Source organism: Arthrobacter sp. 05N429, from assembly GCF_056397045.1.
This window is the reverse complement of sequence record NZ_JBFTMQ010000002.1, coordinates 357,673-374,209: the sequence shown is the minus strand read 5'-3', so window position 1 is coordinate 374,209 and position 16,537 is coordinate 357,673. Positions and strand designations below refer to the sequence as shown.

The following is a 16,537-nucleotide window of genomic DNA, read 5'->3' as shown; positions in this document are numbered from 1 at the left end:
GCAAGTAGCGGCGGACCGGGGCCATGTCGGGTCCGGAGGGGATCGCCAAGAATACATAGTAGGAAGTCCTAGTAATAATTGGCCCGTCGTACTAAATTGAGTCCAAATCTACGCTTTGGAGGACTGGGCATGTTTGAACTCAACGAGGACCAGCAGTCGCTGGTTGCGATGGTGCGGGACTTCGCCAACGCGGCCCTGGCGCCGAACGCCGCGAAGTGGGACGAGACCAAACACTTTCCAGTGGACGTGCTGCGGGAAGCCGGCGCCCTGGGTATGGGCGGCATTTATGTGCAGGAGGAGTTCGGCGGCTCCGGGCTAACGCGCAGCGATGCGGTGCTGATCTTCGAGGAACTGGCCAAGGCCGATCCGACGATTGCCGCCTACATCTCCATCCACAACATGGTGGTCTGGATGATCGACTCGTTCGGCAACGATGAGCAGCGCGCCCAGTGGGTGCCGCAGCTTGCCTCCATGGAAGCACTGGGCAGCTACTGCCTTACCGAGCCCGGCGCCGGCTCCGACGCTGCCGCGCTGAGCACCAGGGCAACACGCGACGGCGAAGAGTACGTGCTGAACGGCGTCAAGCAGTTCATCTCCGGGGCCGGGTCATCGAGCTACTACATCGTGATGGCCCGCACCGCCGACACCGGAAACCGCGGCATCACCGCCATCGTTGTCCCGGCGGAAACCCCGGGCCTGTCGTTCGGTCCGAACGAGAAAAAGATGGGGTGGAACGCCCAGCCGACCCGCCAGGTTATTTTCGACAATGTCCGGGTTCCGATTGCCAACCGCCTCGGAGAGGAAGGCAGTGGTTTTGGGATCGCGATGAAGGGGCTCAACGGCGGCCGCATCAATATGGGCGCCTGCTCTCTGGGCGGCGGCCAGGCTGCCCTGGACAAGTCGGTGGCCTACCTCAAGGAACGCGAGGCGTTCGGCGGACCGCTGATCAACCAGCAATCCCTGCTGTTCCAGCTGGCCGACATGGAAACCGAGCTGGTGACCGCCCGGACCCTGCTCTGGCGGGCAGCGGACGCGCTGGACCGCGGCGCGCCCGACGCCGTCAAGCTCTGCGCCATGGCCAAGAGGGTCGCCACGGATGCCGGGTTCAACGTCGCCAACAGTGCCATCCAGCTCCACGGGGGCTACGGCTACCTTTCCGAGTACGGACTGGAGAAGATCGCCCGGGACTTGCGGGTCCACCAGATCCTCGAAGGCAGCAACGAGATCATGCGCCTGATCATCGGCCGCATGGTGGCCGGCACCTAGCCGACAGTTGGCTGCCCCTTAGTCTTGCTTCAGCGGTTGGTCAGCGGCATGTTGGGTCGCGGCCCAGCTGGCCAGCAGCCGCAGCGCGTCCTCGGTGGGAGAACCGGGCTCGGCGGTATAGACAAGCAGTGACAGCCCGGCGTCGGCCGGAAGATCCAGGGCCTCGTACATGAGGTGAAGGTCCCCCACCACGGGGTGCCGGAAGTGCTTGCGGCCGGTGTAGTGCAGGCGGACGTTGTGGGCCGCCCACCGGGTCCGGAACTCCTCGCTGCGGGTGGACAGTTCCCCCACCAGGTCGGTGAGGCCGCGGTCGTAGGGGTCGCGGCCGGCCTCGGTGCGCAGGATCGCCACCGTGTCATTCGCAGCGCGCTCCCAGTCCGGGTAGAACCCGCGGGAACGGTCGTCCAGGAAGAGGAACCGCGCAAAGTTGGCCGGGCGGGCGGGGCCGCCATACATGTCGGAGTACATGGCGCGGCCGAGCTGGTTGGCCGCGAGGACGTCCAGGCGCCCGTTGCGCACGAAGGCCGGGGCGTTGGTGATCGCGTCGAGCATGTACTGGACACTCGCGCGGACCGCCTGGGTGGTGGCGCGGCGGGGCTGCGGCCTGCGGCCGGCGCCGGCGGCCCGGGCCAGGTCGAACAGGTGGGCCCGCTCCGCCTCATCCAGCTGCAGTGCACCCGCGAGGGCCTCCAGCACTCCCTCGGAGACCCCGGAGAGGTTTCCCCGTTCCAGCCGGGTGTAATACTCGACACTGACCCCGGCCAGCATGGCAACTTCGCCGCGGCGCAGTCCGGGGACCCGGCGGTTTCCGCCGTAATCGGGGAGACCCGCCTGTTCCGGGGTAATTTTCGCCCGCCGGGTGGCCAGGAAGTCCCGGGTCTCGCTCTGGTTGTCCATGCCTTCAACGGTAGAGGGTGCGGCGGTGTAAGGGAGACCCTGCCAGTACCCCTCACAGCAGGGCCTCCCTTTCGAACAGCTCAGTGGTGTTTGATGGATAGTGCCCCCGAAGACGTCCGGGCCGGAAGGCCGCACGTGACCCGTGCCGGACGCCGGGGCTACCCCCAAACCATCCACAAGCAGGAGATCCATGCTTACCGTTAACGCTTACGCCGCCACCTCCGCGACGGAACCCCTTGTTTCCACCACCGTCGAGCGCCGGGACGTTGGCCCGCACGACGTCCTGATCGACATCAAGTTCGCCGGCATCTGCCACTCAGACATCCACACCGTCCGCGGCGACTGGGGCCCGCAGTCCTACCCGCTGGCGCCGGGCCACGAAATCGCCGGCATCGTTACCGAGGTCGGCTCGGCCGTCACCAAGCACGCCGTCGGCGACCGCGTCGGCGTCGGGTGCATGGTCAACTCCTGCCGCGAGTGCGTCAACTGCCAAAAGGGCGAGGAGCAGTACTGCCTCGCCGGGAACACGGGCACCTACGGCGCCGTGGACCGCGACGGTACCGTCACCCAGGGCGGCTACACCACGCACGTGGTGGTGACCGAGGACTTCGTGGTGCGGATTCCGGAGGGAATCGAGCTCGACGTCGCCGCGCCGCTGCTCTGCGCCGGCATCACCACCTACTCGCCGCTGCGCCACTGGGGCGCCGGCCCCGGCAAGAAGGTGGCCGTCGTCGGACTCGGCGGGCTGGGACATATGGCCGTCAAGATCGCCCACGCCATGGGCGCCGAGGTCTCGGTCCTCTCGCAGTCGCTGAAGAAGCAGGAGGACGGCCTGCGTCTCGGCGCGGACCACTACTACGCCACCAGCGACGAGAACACTTTCTCAGACCTGGCCGGGACTTTTGACCTGATCATCAACACGGTCAGCGCCTCGATCGACATCAGCTCCTACCTCCAGCTGCTGACCCTCGACGGCGCCCTGGTGAACGTCGGCGCCCCGGCGGAACCGCTCCCGGTGAACGCGTTCGCCCTGATCATGGGACGCCGGTCCTTCGCCGGATCCATGATCGGCGGCATCCGGGAAACGCAGGAAATGCTCGACTTCTGCGCCGAACACCAGCTCGGCGCCGAGATCGAGGTCATCCCGGCCGGCAAGATCAACGACGCCTACGAGCGGGTGCTCGCCTCCGACGTGCGGTACCGCTTCGTGATTGACACTTCCACGCTGGTTTAGCGCGGCTGCCGGAGCCCGCACTTCGTCGGCCCGGTGCGAGCCAAAAAGAGTGGCCCCGGCGTACCTCATTTGATGAGGTCCGCCGGGGCCACACTTGTCACTGCCTCAGTCCGCCGGAATCGTCCCTGACGAACGACCTGCCTCCGCCAGTGTCCAGCCGCCTTTCTAATGCACGGTAATGCTCATGACAAACATGCCGGTGGGATCCGAGTTGTACCACGATGACCATTTCGACAGGTAGAACGAGGAGTTACCCCATGTAGTGCTGTAGTAGGTGACCGTGATTGCGTTGTTCCCGCTTGAAATGCTTTTAATCTGTTGACGCAATTGTGGCGGAATTACGGTCAAGCCCGCGTAGGCGAAACAATTACTAATTCCATTGAAGTGTGTGATCTTTAGGTAATCCGTGCGTGTGCCGCATTGCACCTGGTTGGTGGCATGCGCCGCGGTGGCAGCGATGACGGGCACCCCTAATCCAATTGTGGCACTCAGCAGGAGAGACGGTATCAATCGACGTTTTTGCAAGACAACCCCCATTTGACTTGATGTCCGAGCCACCAGAGTGACGGTTTTGTAAATAAGTGTCAATACTTGTCATGGAGTGTGAAATGTGGATACGATCCTGCATCTATGTGGTGTTGGCTCTCTTGCGGCACCACCAATCACGACTAAAATCATGCGGACCCCATATTGAGTGTCGGGAACACCCTTTCGCGTGATCCACGCAGCCATCCTGGGGTTCCAGCGCACAGCGGCCCTTTGGCGTCCGGTGACGGGAATCGTCGCAGCTCAGGCCTAGAATGAAGTCAATGATTCCTGAAAGAGCTGTCGCCGCCGAAGGGAAGAATTCCCTCAGCATCCGCGCGGGAATTATTGAATCCGTGTGGCGCCCCGGCTCGTTGGTCGATGTCGAGGACGCCAGGGACGCCATGCTGGCCGTGGAGCGAATCAGCGGGGGAATCCCGATGCCGATGCTCTCGGAAATGACCGATGTGGAGATCACCGCGGCGGCCCGTTACGAGTTTGCGCGGACAACCGGCGTGCTCGCCATTGCCGTCCTCGGATCCAATGCCGTCGACCGGGTCGTCGCGGCCGCCATGAGCCGGCACACCCATTACCCGCACGCATTCTTTACTTCCAGGAACGCCGCACTGACCTGGCTGACGGACGTCACCAAGGTGGAGCCGCGGGCTCTCTGAACCGCTGCTAGCATGACCGTCAGGGGCACCAGAGGCAGCGTCCGGAGAGATGGAGACACGATGAGCATGTCCAAGACGTCGGAAATGCAGACGGACCAGCAACCGGCCGCACTGCACGTAGCGGACAGCCACGATCTGCTCCGGGTGCAGGGCGCCCGCGAGAACAACCTCAAAGACATCAGTATCGAGATCCCCAAACGCCGCCTCACGGTGTTCACGGGCGTGTCCGGCTCGGGCAAAAGCTCGCTGGTGTTCGCCACCATCGCCGCCGAGTCGCAGCGGATGATCAACGAGACCTACAGCGCCTTTGTGCAGGGGTTCATGCCCAACCTGTCACGTCCCGACGTCGACTTTCTCGAGGGGCTGACGACGGCGATCATCGTCGACCAGGAGCGGATGGGCGCGAACCCCCGCTCCACGGTGGGCACGGCCACCGACGCCAACGCGATGCTCCGGATCCTCTTCAGCCGGCTGGGATCGCCGCACGTGGGCCCGCCCACGGCGTTCTCCTTCAACGTCCCGACGCGGAAGGCCAGCGGCGTGATGAGCACCGAAAAAGCCGGCGGCAGGGTCGAGAAAAGCGTTGTGCAGAACGTCGTCTACCTGGGCGGCATGTGTCCGCGCTGCGAGGGCATGGGCTCGGTCTCCGACTTTGACCTCACCGCGCTCTACGACGAGACCAAATCGCTGGCCGAGGGTGCCCTCACGGTCCCCGGCTACAGCATGGACGGCTGGTACGGCCGTATCTTCAGCGGCGCCGGGTTCAACATGGACAAGCCGATCGCCAAGTACACCAAGAAGGAAATGCACGACCTCCTCTACAAGGAACCGACCAAGATCAAGGTCGAGGGCATCAATCTCACCTACGAGGGGTTGATCCCGAAGATCCAGAAATCGATGCTCTCCAAGGACGTCGACGCGATGCAGCCCCACATCCGGGCCTTCGTGGAGCGCGCCATCACCTTCCAGGCCTGCCCCGAATGCGACGGCACGCGGCTCAGCCCCGAGGCCAGGTCCTCGAAAATCCAGGGCAAGAACATCGCCGACCTGTGCGAGATGCAGATCAGCGACCTCGCCGCGTGGGTCCGCGAGCTGAACGAGCCTTCGGTCGCGCCGCTCCTGAAGGGCCTGCAGCACCTTCTCGACTCGTTCGCCGAAATCGGGCTGGGTTACCTCTCGCTGGACCGGCCGGCGGGCACGCTGTCCGGGGGAGAGGCCCAGCGCACCAAGATGATCCGGCACCTGGGCTCGTCCCTGACGGACATCACGTACGTCTTTGACGAACCGACGATCGGCCTGCACCCGCATGACATCGAGCGGATGAACCAGTTGCTGCTGCAGCTGCGCGACAAGGGCAACACCGTGCTCGTCGTCGAGCACAAGCCGGAGACCATCGCCATCGCTGACCACGTCGTTGACCTGGGCCCCGGCGCAGGCACCGAGGGCGGCCGCGTCTGCTTCGAGGGGAGTGTGGAGGGGTTGCGGGCGAGTGACACCATCACGGGCCGCCACCTCGACGACCGGGCCAAGGTCAAGGGATCCGTGCGGAAGCCTTCCGGCGCGATGGAGGTGCGGGGCGCCTCGACGCACAACCTGAAGGACGTCGACGTCGACGTTCCGCTTGGTGTGCTGTGCGTGGTCACGGGTGTCGCGGGTTCGGGAAAGAGCTCGCTGATCCAGGGCTCGGTGGCCGGCCGCGAGGGTGTTGTGGTGATCGACCAGGGCGCCATCAAGGGATCCCGCCGCAGCAACCCGGCGACCTACACGGGCCTGCTTGAGCCGATCCGCAAGGCGTTTGCCAAGGCCAACAGCGTGAAGCCGGCGCTGTTCAGCTCCAACTCCGAAGGCGCCTGCCCCACCTGCAACGGTGCCGGCGTCATCTTCACCGAACTGGGCGTGATGGCCACCGTCGAGTCCACCTGCGAGGACTGCGAGGGCAAGAGGTTCCAGGCGTCAGTTCTGGAGTACAAGCTGGGTGGCCGCAACATCGCCGAAGTGCTGGCAATGTCCATGACCGAGGCCGAGGACTTCTTCGGTGCCGGCGAGGCGAAGACACCGGCGGCGCACAAGATCCTCGACCGGCTGGTGGATGTCGGGCTTGGCTACCTCACCCTCGGCCAGCCGCTCACCACACTGTCCGGCGGCGAACGGCAGCGCGTCAAGCTTGCCACCCAGATGGCGGAGAAGGGTGACGTCTACGTCCTCGACGAGCCCACCACCGGCCTGCACCTCGCCGATGTCCAGAACCTGCTGGGCCTCCTCGACCGCCTGGTGGAGTCCGGCAAATCGGTCATCGTGATCGAGCATCACCAGGCAGTCATGGCGCACGCCGACTGGATCATCGACCTGGGTCCCGGTGCAGGGCACGACGGCGGCCGGGTCGTCTTCGAGGGCACACCGGCCGATCTGGTCGACGTCCGCTCCACCCTCACCGGCGAGCACCTCGCGGCCTACGTCGGCGGGTGATTCTTCCCGGTCTGATTTTTCCGGGTCTGTTCCCGGACGACCGTCCCGATCACGGCGATCGCCAGCGCCAGCAATATTGTCGGTCCCGCCCGGCCGGCGGGGCCGAGGGCGGACGTGAAAACCTGTTTGCCCAGCGCTGCCATCGCCGGCAGGTCTCCTGCCAGAACACGCGTGCCCAGCATGCTCCTGACCGCCGAGAAGATCGCCGGCACCACCCAGAGCAACCCCAGATCCGCCAGCCACACCAGGGCCCGGATCCGCGGGCGCAGTCCGCACCAGGCGAGTGCAGCGCCCACCAGCACGGCAGGGAGCCAGTGCCACAGCATGTTCAACACCACCGGGACGCTGCCGACGCCGGCCACCGCACCGACGCCGGCAGCCAGCCAGGACACCACCGGCACAGCCACCAGGCCAACGCCAAGGGCAGCCAGCGCCGTAGATCTTGCGGCGAGGAGCAGCAGCGACACCAGCCCAGCAGCCATCGCGGCCGCCACCCCGGCCAGCATGCCGGCCAGGTAGAGGCTGGACAGCTGCCCGGGCGCCAGGCCGCCGCCGAGCACCGTGAACGCCTGAGTCGCCGCGGCGACTTGGACTGCTGCCACAGCCCCGGCCGCGCACCACGTGGCCAGGAGCAGCCGCACGGGGGACCAGCACCGGACCGCGAAGCCGGCGGCCGCCCCGCCCGTGACCATGAGAGCCACCAGGGTGGTGCTTTCGTACTGGTTCAGGGGCAGGAGAGCCAGCGGCATCTGCGCCGGCGTCACCTGCGTGCCCCACAAGTTCTGGAGCGGGAGCCGTGCGCCGGTGATCAGCCAGGGCGCCAGGCCCACCAGCCCCGCCGCGAGCCCGATAGCAAGCGCAACGGCCAGGTCTCTGCCGACCCCGTGTGCAGGCTGGACCGGCGGACGGGGTGCCCGTTGTTGCGGCGCCTGCCCAGCGGGGTTGCTGTGGTGATGTTCGTTGCTGCCGGCGAGGAGATCCGCGTCAGGGTGGGCGCGGTGGCGGCCCATCTGGTCGTTGGGGTCACTCACGGGAACTCCTTCGGTGGCAACGGAATGGCACGCGCGCCCAGGGTCGTGGCGCAGCCGGTGGCGGGCCCGGCGGGCCCGCAGAAAAATCACTGGAAGGTCAGATGCTACACCGAGTGGATTAATTAGAGGTGCCGTGCCCCTGGACCGCCGCAATTTGGCCTGTCGTTTCAGGGTGCAAGTTAGGTCCTTGTCCGTTGCACATGGTGTCTGAGTTGCATAGCCTCGCCATATAGTCCGGTATCCACTCCCAGCCCTGCAATGACTCCCGCCACAGAACCGTCCGGATGGCCGGGTCGGCAAAAGGAGAAACTATGAAGCTGACAGTATTCGAGTTCGTAAGTGTCGACGGCGTATCGCAGGGCCCGGGATCGCCCGAGGAAGACACCAGTGACGGGTTCACCCAGGGTGGATGGCTTGTCCCTTTTATGGACGGAGCATTCATCCGCCAGGCCGCGGAATGGCTCGGCCAGGCCGACGCGCTCCTGCTCGGCCGACGCACCTACGACGCGTTCGCGAGGGACTGGCCGCAGATCACGGATCCGGACGATCCCTTCACCGTGCTCATGAACGGCCTGCCGAAATATGTTGCCTCGCAGACCGTGACTGCGGGCAGCTGGAATCCGACCACCATCCTCTCGGGCGACGTCGCAGCCCAGGTCGCAGCACTCAAAGAGCAACCCGGGCGGGAGCTCCAGATCCACGGAAGCGCCCGGCTGGCCCAATCCCTGCTGGCGGCAGGGCTGATCGACGAGTTCCGGCTCGTGGTCGCTCCGGTCATCGTCGGCCGCGGCCGCCGCCTCTTCCCCGACGGCGGCGCATCAGCGGGACTGCGCCTCGTCAGCAGTCAGAGCACCCCTGGCGGACTCACCCTCCAGGTGTACGAACGAACGGGACCCGCCACCCACGCGACGTACACAGGCGTCTCAGACCTGCGCTAAGTTTCTAAAACGTGCAACAGGTTGGTGCGGCCGCCCCCAGTGACCTCACTTAAGCTCCCGGCCAGGGATACGCGCCATCCGGGTGTTTCTGCCTCACCAGGTGGGGGCTTCTTTCCGTCGCGACTTGATGGCCGAGGTCTGACCGCAGTTCGAACACGTGATCTGGTAGGCCCTGGACGCGGTGAAGACCGGGATAAAAAACAGTGTGAACTTTGTAGCGCGTTCCTGCAGGTGATGGTGAGCGAGCTGGCGGCAGGACTGGCACGTCGCGGCCCGCCCTGGTCGGTCCTTCAGGGCGGTCTTGAGGCCGAACAAGAGGAACATCGGCGGCGCCTTTCGAAAGGGTTTCGGATTACGCTCGGGGTGCGAGCCGGGCGGCGAGCCCTGAGAGGAGGATGGTGATTCCCTCGTCCAGTTCGGACTTCCCGTCGTAGTCGGCGAGGACGGGTGCGAGAGCGCGAAGGCGGGGGAAGTCTTTCGGTGGCAAGCGATGAAGACCCAGCCGGAGGAGTGCCTCATTTTCGTCGGGGTCGACGATGAACTCCTGCAGCTCGTTGAGGATGTGCCCGTAGAGGAAGCCGTAGTAGGCGCGGTAGACGTGCAGGGCGTCCGCGGGAGCGAACCCGGCGTCGATCAACAGAGACAGGATCTGTTCCAGCGGCCGCAGCGTCCCCAGCGGCCGCAGACCCAGGGGGGTGGACAGAGGGCGGGTCACGAGCAGCGGCACAACGTTGGGGTGGCGGAGTGCCAGGTCGCGCAGATCGTGGGCAATGCGGCGCAGCTGTGCCTGCCAGTCGGGGTCATCGGGAAAGATGGCCAGCTCATTGAGGACTAGTTCGGAGACTCCGTCCAGCAGCGCGGCGCGGTTTTCCGCGTAGCGGTACAGGCCCATGGGATCCCGCCCGAGTTCCTGTCCCAGCCTGCGCATGGTGAGTGCCTCGAGTCCTTCCGAGTCCACTAATGCCAGCGCCGCGGAGAGGACAATCTCCCGGCTGAGCCGCTTCTTCTTGCCGGGAGTCGCTTGCGGTACCGGATTCTCTTCGGGTGACATGATGCTCCGTTCGGGTCGGTGCTGGCTGCCGCATGGATCAAAGATACGCAGTTTGCTTATAATGTAGTCTACGCTTAGAGTCTACAGTGTAGAGACGATTGCCAGTGTCCGCTCTTGGACACCCAGCGACGACTTTCTACCCGGGTCTGCCGTGAAGCAGCCCGGGATAATGCTTCGGTGCTCCCGTGCAGGACCTTGAGGCTTAGCCGCTGTAGCCACACGGCGGCACCAATTGCACCGCGAGGAAACGAGCCACTCATGGCAACTTCTCAGTACGACAAATTCCTGCAGGAAGCCACCACCCTGGACCCAGCATCCGACCACGCCCTGGGCCGGAGCCGCCTCTACGGCCTCTATATCAGCTGGTGCTTCCTTCGCCAGGCCGCGCCCCATCCTGAAGAGGCGTTCTGGGCGGCAATGAAAAAGAAACGGATCCACCCCAAGGGCACTGGCCTGCGCATGAAAGGCCCGGCCGCTGCGGACTATATCCTGGCCAGCTACCCGGGGCTGGTCTGACCGGGGTGACCACCACGTCCAACACGTATGTGCCCCGTGAGGCCCACCAGCCCCGCGGCGGGCGCCCCTGGTGCTCCACCTGCCACACGGACCGGCACCTACTCGCCGACTCAGTCGCCGTCCTGGACTCTCGGGCGGAAACCCTCGCCCTGGCCGTCACCTGCACTCGGTGCGGAGACTCCCGGGTCCTGGCAACCACTGCAACGTTCACCGCTGACATCATGGGCAGGGCAGAAAAGGGCGACGACTCCGATCCGGCTTCGGCCGTCCACTGCAGGGAACCGATGTCCTTGGTGGCACCAGCCAAGAATGGCTCTATCGGACGGGCCGGTCCGTCGAGCGAACCAAGTGGATTCTTCCCTGCCCGCGTGCTGAGGTGCCGATGCGGGTTTCAGATGGATGCTCCTGCCGGCCGGCGACCCCGCCTGCCGGTCGGACGCCGTAGGACTTGGAAGCCATGACAAACCACACCGGCCCACACCTCGGAAAGGCCGCCCCAACGGCCGCTGGCCAAGGACAACGAATGAACATGCCAGAACCACGGGGACCCATCAGTGCCGGAGTGCGTGCCCTTCTGACCGGGGACCCAGGGTCGGATCCCGCCGGCCTGGCAGCCCTGGACACACTCGTCACCGAGCGGTTGTCCGTTGTCGAGGACCTGATCGACGATGACGTCCAGCTGGCCTTGTTCTGCCTGTATGAACTGCATTACGGAGGACTGGCCGGCGTCAGTGACCGCTGGGAGTGGCACCCCGGACTGATCGGAATCCGGCAGCAGATCGAGGAACCCTTCGAGGCGTGGCTGCGCTCCGAGGTCGGCCCGATTACGGCTTCCGTCCCGCGGCCGGATTCGAGGACTCCCGGCAGCGACGCCACCGCGGCCCTCCTGTTTGACCTGGCGGCCCGTGACGGCGGACCCAGCGTTTCCCGCCACGTGGCGAAGAATGCGACGGTCGAACAGCTCTGCGAATTCCTGATCCACAAGTCCTTGTATCAACTCAAGGAAGCAGACCCCCACACCTGGGCCATTCCGCGCCTGACCGGCCGGGCCAAGGCCGCCCTCGTCGAAATCCAGGCCGACGAGTACGGCGGCGGCCGCCCCGAGCGAATGCACAGTGCATTGTTCGCCCGCACCATGAGGGGGGTGGGACTCAACGACAGCTATGGCAGCTACATCGACGTCGTACCAGCCATCACTCTGGCCTCGGTGAACATGATGTCCTTGTTCGGGCTGAACCGGCGGCTCCGCGGAGCCATCGCAGGGCATCTGGCGATGTACGAGATGACTTCCTCACGCCCCAACCAGCTGTATGGGAACGGATTCCGGCGTCTCGGTTTTGATGCGGCCGTCACCGGGTATTTCGATGAGCACGTCGAGGCGGACGCCGTCCACGAGCAGATAGCTGGCAGGGACCTGGCCGGGGGACTCGTGGAGGCGGAGCCGGATCTCCTGGAGGACGTTCTGTTCGGTGCGGCGGCGGTGTCCTGCATTGACGCGCGCTTCGCCGCCCACCTAATGGACGCCTGGGAAGACAACCGGTCCTCACTGCGGTCGCTCATGCCCGCCACTACATGACCACCGCGTATTGCCCCATTTGCACGCCGAGATCGGAACCACTCATGAACGAGATCCCCCTGCGCCCCGCCAACGCCTCGCTTGTCCTCTGCCCCGACGGTCCGATTCTGGTCCGTGGGGACTTCGATGTCGTTATGCCGTCCGGGGAACCAGTGCCAAGACAGCGCCAAACCGTCGCCCTCTGCAGATGCGGTGCATCCGCTATCAAGCCGTACTGCGACGGCACACACAAAATGATCAACTTCCGCACCGAGCCCCCTGACACGCAGGGCCGCGGAAACCCCGAGTGTCCGAAATAGGGGAAGTCTCTGCGCGAATCCTGAGGACTCAAGCGCAGAGACTTCCTGGCTCTCCAAGCTGGGGGCTGGAGAGTCGCTTCCCGGCTTAGTCGGTCCAAGGTCGGTCGCCGGGTGGACCCTGGCAGCGCTGCGGGGCCGCGGCCAGGTGCCGGTTGCGGGCCTCAATGAGCGTCCGGAGATAGCGGGCCAGAACCAGCTTCTCCACCACACGCCCGAGCAGGCCGAACGGGGCCACGAACTCGATCCGGTCCACCATGGTGGACCCTTCGGAATCCTCGCCGAACTCATGGACGTGCCGGAACCGCCGAAACGGGCCCTTGACCTGCTCGTCAACGAAAAAATCCGGAGCCTCCATCTGCGTTATCCGACTCGTCATCCGGATCGGGACCCCGAAGTGCCAGGCCCGCCACGTCACCTCTTCTCCCAGGGAGATCAAGCCGGTCCTGACACCGGCGACGGCTTCCTCCCGTGACCGCGCCAACGAGTCCTTGTGGGCGTCGATGCTGCGGGCCAGGTCAAACAATTCCGGCTTGGGCATGCTTGTCCGCGTTGTGCATTCGAAGTAGACCGGCATCGTCCGAGTATGCCAGCCCCCGGGCTAGGATCGCCCTATGGGGACGACGGAGGATTTGTTTGAAGGGACGCCGGGCGGGCTGCCGGATGCGGTGGCACGCGGCAGGGCGCTGTACCGGCAAGCGGAGGGCCCGACGGCGGCCGTCAGGCACGTGGGCGGCTATGCCCGGTTCATCGAATTCTGTGACCGCAACGGAGTGCGGGCCAGCGAACTGGCCTCGGACCCTGAACGGCTCATTTGGTTCCTGCGTACGCACGGCTCCCAGCTTGCAGGCGACGGCGCGCTCAGCGCCGCGGCGGCCGTATTCGCCGGGAACACCATCGCCGGGCTGAGACCGGACGCGCGGTGGACCGCCTACGAAGGTGCCTCGCCCACGGTGGGAAACGCGGTGAGGCAGTTCGAGGTTGATCGCCTGCTCGGCGGCCTGCGCAGCGCCGACGACGAATCCGTCCAGGGGCTCGTGGCCATGCTGGCGGACTGGGCCCAGGAAGAGCTGGATGAGGCGCCGGCAGCGCAGCCGATCCCGGTGGCCCCGCCGGCTGGACAGACCCGCTATGTCCGGCCGCACCTGCCGACGACGGTCTATTACTCGCCCGAGGGGGAGCCCATTCCGTTCGGCCGGCAATGGGGCGATGACGGGCCCGACCCCGATTCCTACAGCGTGGACAGCCACCCCGAGCGTTTCGCCGGGCTCCACGCCGTCGCCCGTGCCCTGATCGACCATCTCAGGGACGTCTACGACGTCGACGTCGACGAGGATCCGGTGCATGCCGGGGAAATGCTGCTGGACGTCAAGGACGTGCTGGAGTCAGTCAAGGTCACGCCGCGGCGTTCCGGAGCAGCGCCCCTGACGTTTGTGCTGACCGGGTATCCGGGGGTGGCGGTGCACGCCGGAGTGCTTCACGACTTCCCGTTTCCGGTATGCGGCTGCGACGCCTGCGACGAGACGGTTGAGACAACGGCCGACCGGCTGGAGTTCCTGGTACTTTCGGTCGCCGCCGGCGGATACCGCGAACGCTATCCGGTAGGCCGCAAACGGTGGAGCGAATACGCCTTGAACGCGTTCGACGGTTCCGGCTCGGAAAGCGGCCAAGGCGAACCCGTCCCGGCGGCCGCCGGCCGCCTTCACGACGCCGAGGTCCGGCTGCGGGAAGTAATTGGGGGATGGAGTCCCTGGCCGCTGCGCGGGCGCTGAAACTGACGGCGCGGCAACGTCCGTCGCGGTCAGATGTGGCCGGCGTCAGCAGCGATCTGCATCGACCGTGCGAGTCCGTCGAGGACCAAGTCCAGTCCAAACTCGAACTCTGCGCCATAGTCGTAGCCGGGTTTCATCACATGCTCGATCGAGAACTCGGCGAGGTGGGGATAGTCACCGGAGGAATAGTGGCTCATCATGCGCTCGGCAACCTCGGCCAGGGGTTCCGGGCCGTTGATGGGCAGGGTGGCCTCGGAGAGGGCAAACCCGTACACGTAGGCGTCGATCACCGCGTACGCGTGGGCGGTCATCTCCACCGAGAAGCCCGCCGCACGCAGGGTGCCAATGACGGCGTCGTGGTGTTTCAGCGTTGCCGGCCCGGGGCTTGTCCGCGTCTCGACGAGGCCGATTGCCCAGGGGTGGCGCCGCATCGCCTCGCGGGCGGAGGCGGCCCGCCGTCGCATCTCAGTGTGCCAGTCGCCGCCGATCACCGGCAGGTCGATCTCGCTGAAGACGATGTCAACGATGCCGTCGAGAACCTCATCCTTGTTGGCCACGTGGTGGTAGATGGACATGGGCTTGACCTCGAGGGCGTCCGCGAGCGAACGCATCGTCAAGGCTCCAATGCCGCCGGCGTCGGCAACCGCGACGGCGCCGCGCAACACGAGTTCCCGGCTGAGCCGGGGGCGGCTTGGGCTAGCTCCTGCGCGCATTTCACACTCCACGTTTCCTGAGGCCATAGACCGTTCGTACTTAGTACGATACATTAACCGTACTAAGTACGAAACCTCTTGGGAAAGGTCCCGACATGACAAACCACATCAGTGAGACGGCCGCAAACAACCAGCCTGCCGCTGACGGCAACATGAACGCCATCGTGCAGGACGCCTACGGTGCCGCCGACGTCCTGCGTTCCGGCCGGACCGCTCGGCCGCGCATCGCCGAAAACGAAGTGCTGATTCGCGTGCACGCGGCGGGCATGGACCGCGGAACGTGGCACATGACGACCGGCCGCCCCTACCTCCTGCGCGTCCTCGGATTCGGGTTCCGCAGGCCGAAGAACAGCGTGCCCGGAATCGATGTCGCCGGCACCGTCGTCGCGGTCGGCTCCGCCGTGTCCCGGTTCGCCGTGGGAGACCAGGTGTACGGGATGTCCCGGGGGTCGTTCGCCGAGTACGCCGCCGCGCTGGAGGACAAACTGGCCCACAAGCCCTCCAACCTGTCATTCGAACAGGCGGCCGTGGTGCCGATCTCGGCGGGCACCGCCCTCCAGGCCCTCGACGCCGGGCGGGTGGAGCGCGGCCAGAAGGTGCTGGTCCTGGGCGCGTCAGGCGGCGTCGGCACCTACGCCGTGCAGCTGGCCAAGTCCCTTGGTGCGGAGGTCACCGGCGTGAGCAGCGCCGGAAAGGTCGATCTGGTGCGGTCGCTCGGAGCGGACCACGTCCTGGACTACGCGGCGGATGACTTCGCCGACGGTACGCGTGGTTACGACCTGATCCTCGACATCGGAGGCAACCCGAAACTATCCCGGCTGCGCCGGGCCCTTACTCCCACCGGGACGGCCGTCGTCGTCGGAGGCGAGGAAGGCGGCAAGTGGACAGGAGGCTTCGGCCGGAGCCTGCGGGCGCCTCTCGTGTCCCTGTTTGTGCGTCAGCGCCTGGCCATGCTCGCTTCCAAGGAACGCGCCAGCGACCTCGAGCGGCTCACGCCCCTCCTCGAGTCCGGCGCCGTGACGCCGAGCATCGACAGGACGTACACACTCGGCGAGGTGCAGGACGCGATGCGCCACCTCGAAGCCGGACAGGTGCGCGGCAAGATCGCCATCACGGTTTTTAGCGGCGAAGCAGCCTCATGATCGTGATGGGCTCTGCCCGTTCAGGCGTCCCAGCCTGAGGCGCGCCGCCGTGAGCGCACCCCCTCGGCCAGGACCAAGGCCATGAACGACGCGATCCCCATGGCGCCAATCGCAATGCGTGCCAAGGGTGGAAGGCCCCACAACTCGTGGGCCGGGGACTGCAGCCCGAAGACTCCGGAGATCAACACGAGTGTTCCGCCCGAGGCCAAAACCACCGATGCGATGACCAGAGCCCAAAACCGGGCCATCCGCGACTTCGGCGCGAAGTTGTCTGCGTAATCGCTGGGCGTTCCGAACGCCGCCGTAGGGTCCTCACCGGATTCGGCGATGCGGCTTTGGACGTCCCGCACGATCCGGGCTACCGCCGCGGCCGGCACATCCCGGAGTTCCAGAATCTCCGTCAGTTCCGTTGCGTATTCTGTCGCCGGCGTCTCAGTCAT

18 protein-coding genes are annotated in these 16,537 nt (G+C 65.7%); 10 read left to right on the top strand and 8 right to left on the bottom strand.

The window, feature by feature from the left end; translation table 11 throughout:
- The first annotated feature begins 129 nt into the window (after positions 1-129).
- Positions 130-1,266, top strand: a complete 1,137-nt coding sequence (locus AC1DF4_RS05650) for an acyl-CoA dehydrogenase family protein (RefSeq protein ID WP_476911956.1) — start codon at positions 130-132, stop codon at positions 1,264-1,266.
- 18 nt (positions 1,267-1,284) lie between these two features.
- On the opposite strand, the gene AC1DF4_RS05645 is transcribed toward AC1DF4_RS05650, so the two are convergent.
- Complete coding sequence (locus AC1DF4_RS05645; protein WP_476911955.1) at positions 1,285-2,163, bottom strand: helix-turn-helix transcriptional regulator; 879 nt, start codon at positions 2,161-2,163, stop codon at positions 1,285-1,287.
- 190 nt (positions 2,164-2,353) lie between these two features.
- On the opposite strand from AC1DF4_RS05645, the gene AC1DF4_RS05640 reads away from it, so the two are divergent.
- A complete protein-coding gene (locus tag AC1DF4_RS05640) occupies positions 2,354-3,397 on the top strand; it encodes an NAD(P)-dependent alcohol dehydrogenase (RefSeq protein WP_476911954.1) in 1,044 nt (347 codons plus the stop codon).
- Positions 3,398-3,562: 165 nt separating this feature from the next.
- On the opposite strand, the gene AC1DF4_RS05635 is transcribed toward AC1DF4_RS05640, so the two are convergent.
- Positions 3,563-3,865 carry a hypothetical protein gene (locus tag AC1DF4_RS05635; RefSeq protein WP_476911953.1) on the bottom strand — a complete coding sequence of 101 codons (303 nt, stop codon included), beginning with the start codon at positions 3,863-3,865 and terminating at the stop codon, positions 3,563-3,565.
- Between the two features lie 341 nt (positions 3,866-4,206).
- Between AC1DF4_RS05635 and AC1DF4_RS05630 the strand changes: the two genes are divergently transcribed.
- Positions 4,207-4,596 (top strand): DUF7793 family protein, encoded by a 390-nt coding sequence (locus tag AC1DF4_RS05630; RefSeq protein WP_476911952.1) that lies wholly within the window; start codon positions 4,207-4,209, stop codon positions 4,594-4,596.
- A gap of 60 nt (positions 4,597-4,656) precedes the next feature.
- Complete coding sequence (locus AC1DF4_RS05625; protein ID WP_476911951.1) at positions 4,657-7,062, top strand: ATP-binding cassette domain-containing protein; 2,406 nt, start codon at positions 4,657-4,659, stop codon at positions 7,060-7,062.
- Here the strand turns inward: AC1DF4_RS05625 and AC1DF4_RS05620 are convergent.
- Positions 7,047-8,093, bottom strand: a complete 1,047-nt coding sequence (locus AC1DF4_RS05620) for a hypothetical protein (protein WP_476911950.1) — start codon at positions 8,091-8,093, stop codon at positions 7,047-7,049. The two genes, AC1DF4_RS05625 and AC1DF4_RS05620, sit on opposite strands and share 16 nt — an antisense overlap.
- Positions 8,094-8,404: 311 nt before the next feature.
- On the opposite strand from AC1DF4_RS05620, the gene AC1DF4_RS05615 reads away from it, so the two are divergent.
- A complete protein-coding gene (locus tag AC1DF4_RS05615; RefSeq protein WP_476911949.1) occupies positions 8,405-9,031 on the top strand; it encodes a dihydrofolate reductase family protein in 627 nt (208 codons plus the stop codon).
- 93 nt (positions 9,032-9,124) lie between these two features.
- Here the strand turns inward: AC1DF4_RS05615 and AC1DF4_RS05610 are convergent, their stop codons facing one another.
- Positions 9,125-9,355 (bottom strand): zinc-ribbon domain-containing protein, encoded by a 231-nt coding sequence (locus tag AC1DF4_RS05610; RefSeq protein WP_476911948.1) that lies wholly within the window; start codon positions 9,353-9,355, stop codon positions 9,125-9,127.
- Positions 9,356-9,383: 28 nt separating this feature from the next.
- Positions 9,384-10,082 (bottom strand): TetR/AcrR family transcriptional regulator C-terminal domain-containing protein, encoded by a 699-nt coding sequence (locus AC1DF4_RS05605; RefSeq protein ID WP_476911947.1) that lies wholly within the window; start codon positions 10,080-10,082, stop codon positions 9,384-9,386.
- Positions 10,083-10,340: 258 nt separating this feature from the next.
- Between AC1DF4_RS05605 and AC1DF4_RS05600 the strand changes: the two genes are divergently transcribed.
- The 3 genes from AC1DF4_RS05600 to AC1DF4_RS05590 all read left to right on the top strand — a co-directional run bounded on the left by AC1DF4_RS05600 (position 10,341) and on the right by AC1DF4_RS05590 (position 12,473).
- A complete protein-coding gene (locus AC1DF4_RS05600) occupies positions 10,341-10,598 on the top strand; it encodes a hypothetical protein (protein ID WP_476911946.1) in 258 nt (85 codons plus the stop codon).
- Positions 10,599-11,121: 523 nt separating this feature from the next.
- Complete coding sequence (locus AC1DF4_RS05595; RefSeq protein ID WP_476911945.1) at positions 11,122-12,174, top strand: iron-containing redox enzyme family protein; 1,053 nt, start codon at positions 11,122-11,124, stop codon at positions 12,172-12,174.
- A gap of 44 nt (positions 12,175-12,218) precedes the next feature.
- Positions 12,219-12,473, top strand: coding sequence for a CDGSH iron-sulfur domain-containing protein (locus AC1DF4_RS05590; RefSeq protein WP_476911944.1), 255 nt, complete (start codon positions 12,219-12,221; stop codon positions 12,471-12,473).
- A gap of 85 nt (positions 12,474-12,558) precedes the next feature.
- Here AC1DF4_RS05590 and AC1DF4_RS05585 read toward each other — a convergent pair whose 3' ends face one another.
- Positions 12,559-13,047 (bottom strand): SRPBCC family protein, encoded by a 489-nt coding sequence (locus AC1DF4_RS05585; protein WP_476911943.1) that lies wholly within the window; start codon positions 13,045-13,047, stop codon positions 12,559-12,561.
- Positions 13,048-13,084: 37 nt separating this feature from the next.
- Here AC1DF4_RS05585 and AC1DF4_RS05580 point away from each other — a divergent pair, with 37 nt between their 5' ends.
- Positions 13,085-14,242 (top strand): DUF6226 family protein, encoded by a 1,158-nt coding sequence (locus AC1DF4_RS05580; RefSeq protein ID WP_476911942.1) that lies wholly within the window; start codon positions 13,085-13,087, stop codon positions 14,240-14,242.
- A gap of 29 nt (positions 14,243-14,271) precedes the next feature.
- On the opposite strand, the gene AC1DF4_RS05575 is transcribed toward AC1DF4_RS05580, so the two are convergent.
- Positions 14,272-14,955 (bottom strand): TetR/AcrR family transcriptional regulator, encoded by a 684-nt coding sequence (locus AC1DF4_RS05575; protein ID WP_476911941.1) that lies wholly within the window; start codon positions 14,953-14,955, stop codon positions 14,272-14,274.
- 95 nt (positions 14,956-15,050) lie between these two features.
- Here AC1DF4_RS05575 and AC1DF4_RS05570 point away from each other — a divergent pair, with 95 nt between their 5' ends.
- Positions 15,051-16,097 carry an NAD(P)-dependent alcohol dehydrogenase gene (locus tag AC1DF4_RS05570; protein WP_476911940.1) on the top strand — a complete coding sequence of 349 codons (1,047 nt, stop codon included), beginning with the start codon at positions 15,051-15,053 and terminating at the stop codon, positions 16,095-16,097.
- Positions 16,098-16,117: 20 nt separating this feature from the next.
- Here the strand turns inward: AC1DF4_RS05570 and AC1DF4_RS05565 are convergent, their stop codons facing one another.
- Positions 16,118-16,537, bottom strand: coding sequence for a hypothetical protein (locus AC1DF4_RS05565; protein ID WP_476911939.1), 420 nt, complete (start codon positions 16,535-16,537; stop codon positions 16,118-16,120).

Bases quoted from the DNA above. Each gene is read 5' to 3' on its own strand.
- AC1DF4_RS05650 (WP_476911956.1), top strand. From the start codon at position 130: ATGTTTGAACTCAACGAGGACCAGCAGTCGCTGGTTGCGATGGTGCGG.
- AC1DF4_RS05645 (WP_476911955.1), bottom strand. From the start codon at position 2,163: ATGGACAACCAGAGCGAGACCCGGGACTTCCTGGCCACCCGGCGGGCG.
- AC1DF4_RS05640 (WP_476911954.1), top strand. From the start codon at position 2,354: ATGCTTACCGTTAACGCTTACGCCGCCACCTCCGCGACGGAACCCCTT.
- AC1DF4_RS05630 (WP_476911952.1), top strand. From the start codon at position 4,207: ATGATTCCTGAAAGAGCTGTCGCCGCCGAAGGGAAGAATTCCCTCAGC.
- AC1DF4_RS05625 (WP_476911951.1), top strand. From the start codon at position 4,657: ATGAGCATGTCCAAGACGTCGGAAATGCAGACGGACCAGCAACCGGCC.
- AC1DF4_RS05615 (WP_476911949.1), top strand. From the start codon at position 8,405: ATGAAGCTGACAGTATTCGAGTTCGTAAGTGTCGACGGCGTATCGCAG.
- AC1DF4_RS05610 (WP_476911948.1), bottom strand. From the start codon at position 9,355: ATGTTCCTCTTGTTCGGCCTCAAGACCGCCCTGAAGGACCGACCAGGG.
- AC1DF4_RS05605 (WP_476911947.1), bottom strand. From the start codon at position 10,082: ATGTCACCCGAAGAGAATCCGGTACCGCAAGCGACTCCCGGCAAGAAG.
- AC1DF4_RS05600 (WP_476911946.1), top strand. From the start codon at position 10,341: ATGGCAACTTCTCAGTACGACAAATTCCTGCAGGAAGCCACCACCCTG.
- AC1DF4_RS05595 (WP_476911945.1), top strand. From the start codon at position 11,122: ATGAACATGCCAGAACCACGGGGACCCATCAGTGCCGGAGTGCGTGCC.
- AC1DF4_RS05590 (WP_476911944.1), top strand. From the start codon at position 12,219: ATGAACGAGATCCCCCTGCGCCCCGCCAACGCCTCGCTTGTCCTCTGC.
- AC1DF4_RS05585 (WP_476911943.1), bottom strand. From the start codon at position 13,047: ATGCCGGTCTACTTCGAATGCACAACGCGGACAAGCATGCCCAAGCCG.
- AC1DF4_RS05580 (WP_476911942.1), top strand. From the start codon at position 13,085: ATGGGGACGACGGAGGATTTGTTTGAAGGGACGCCGGGCGGGCTGCCG.
- AC1DF4_RS05575 (WP_476911941.1), bottom strand. From the start codon at position 14,955: ATGCGCGCAGGAGCTAGCCCAAGCCGCCCCCGGCTCAGCCGGGAACTC.
- AC1DF4_RS05570 (WP_476911940.1), top strand. From the start codon at position 15,051: ATGACAAACCACATCAGTGAGACGGCCGCAAACAACCAGCCTGCCGCT.
- AC1DF4_RS05565 (WP_476911939.1), bottom strand. From the start codon at position 16,537: ATGACTGAGACGCCGGCGACAGAATACGCAACGGAACTGACGGAGATT.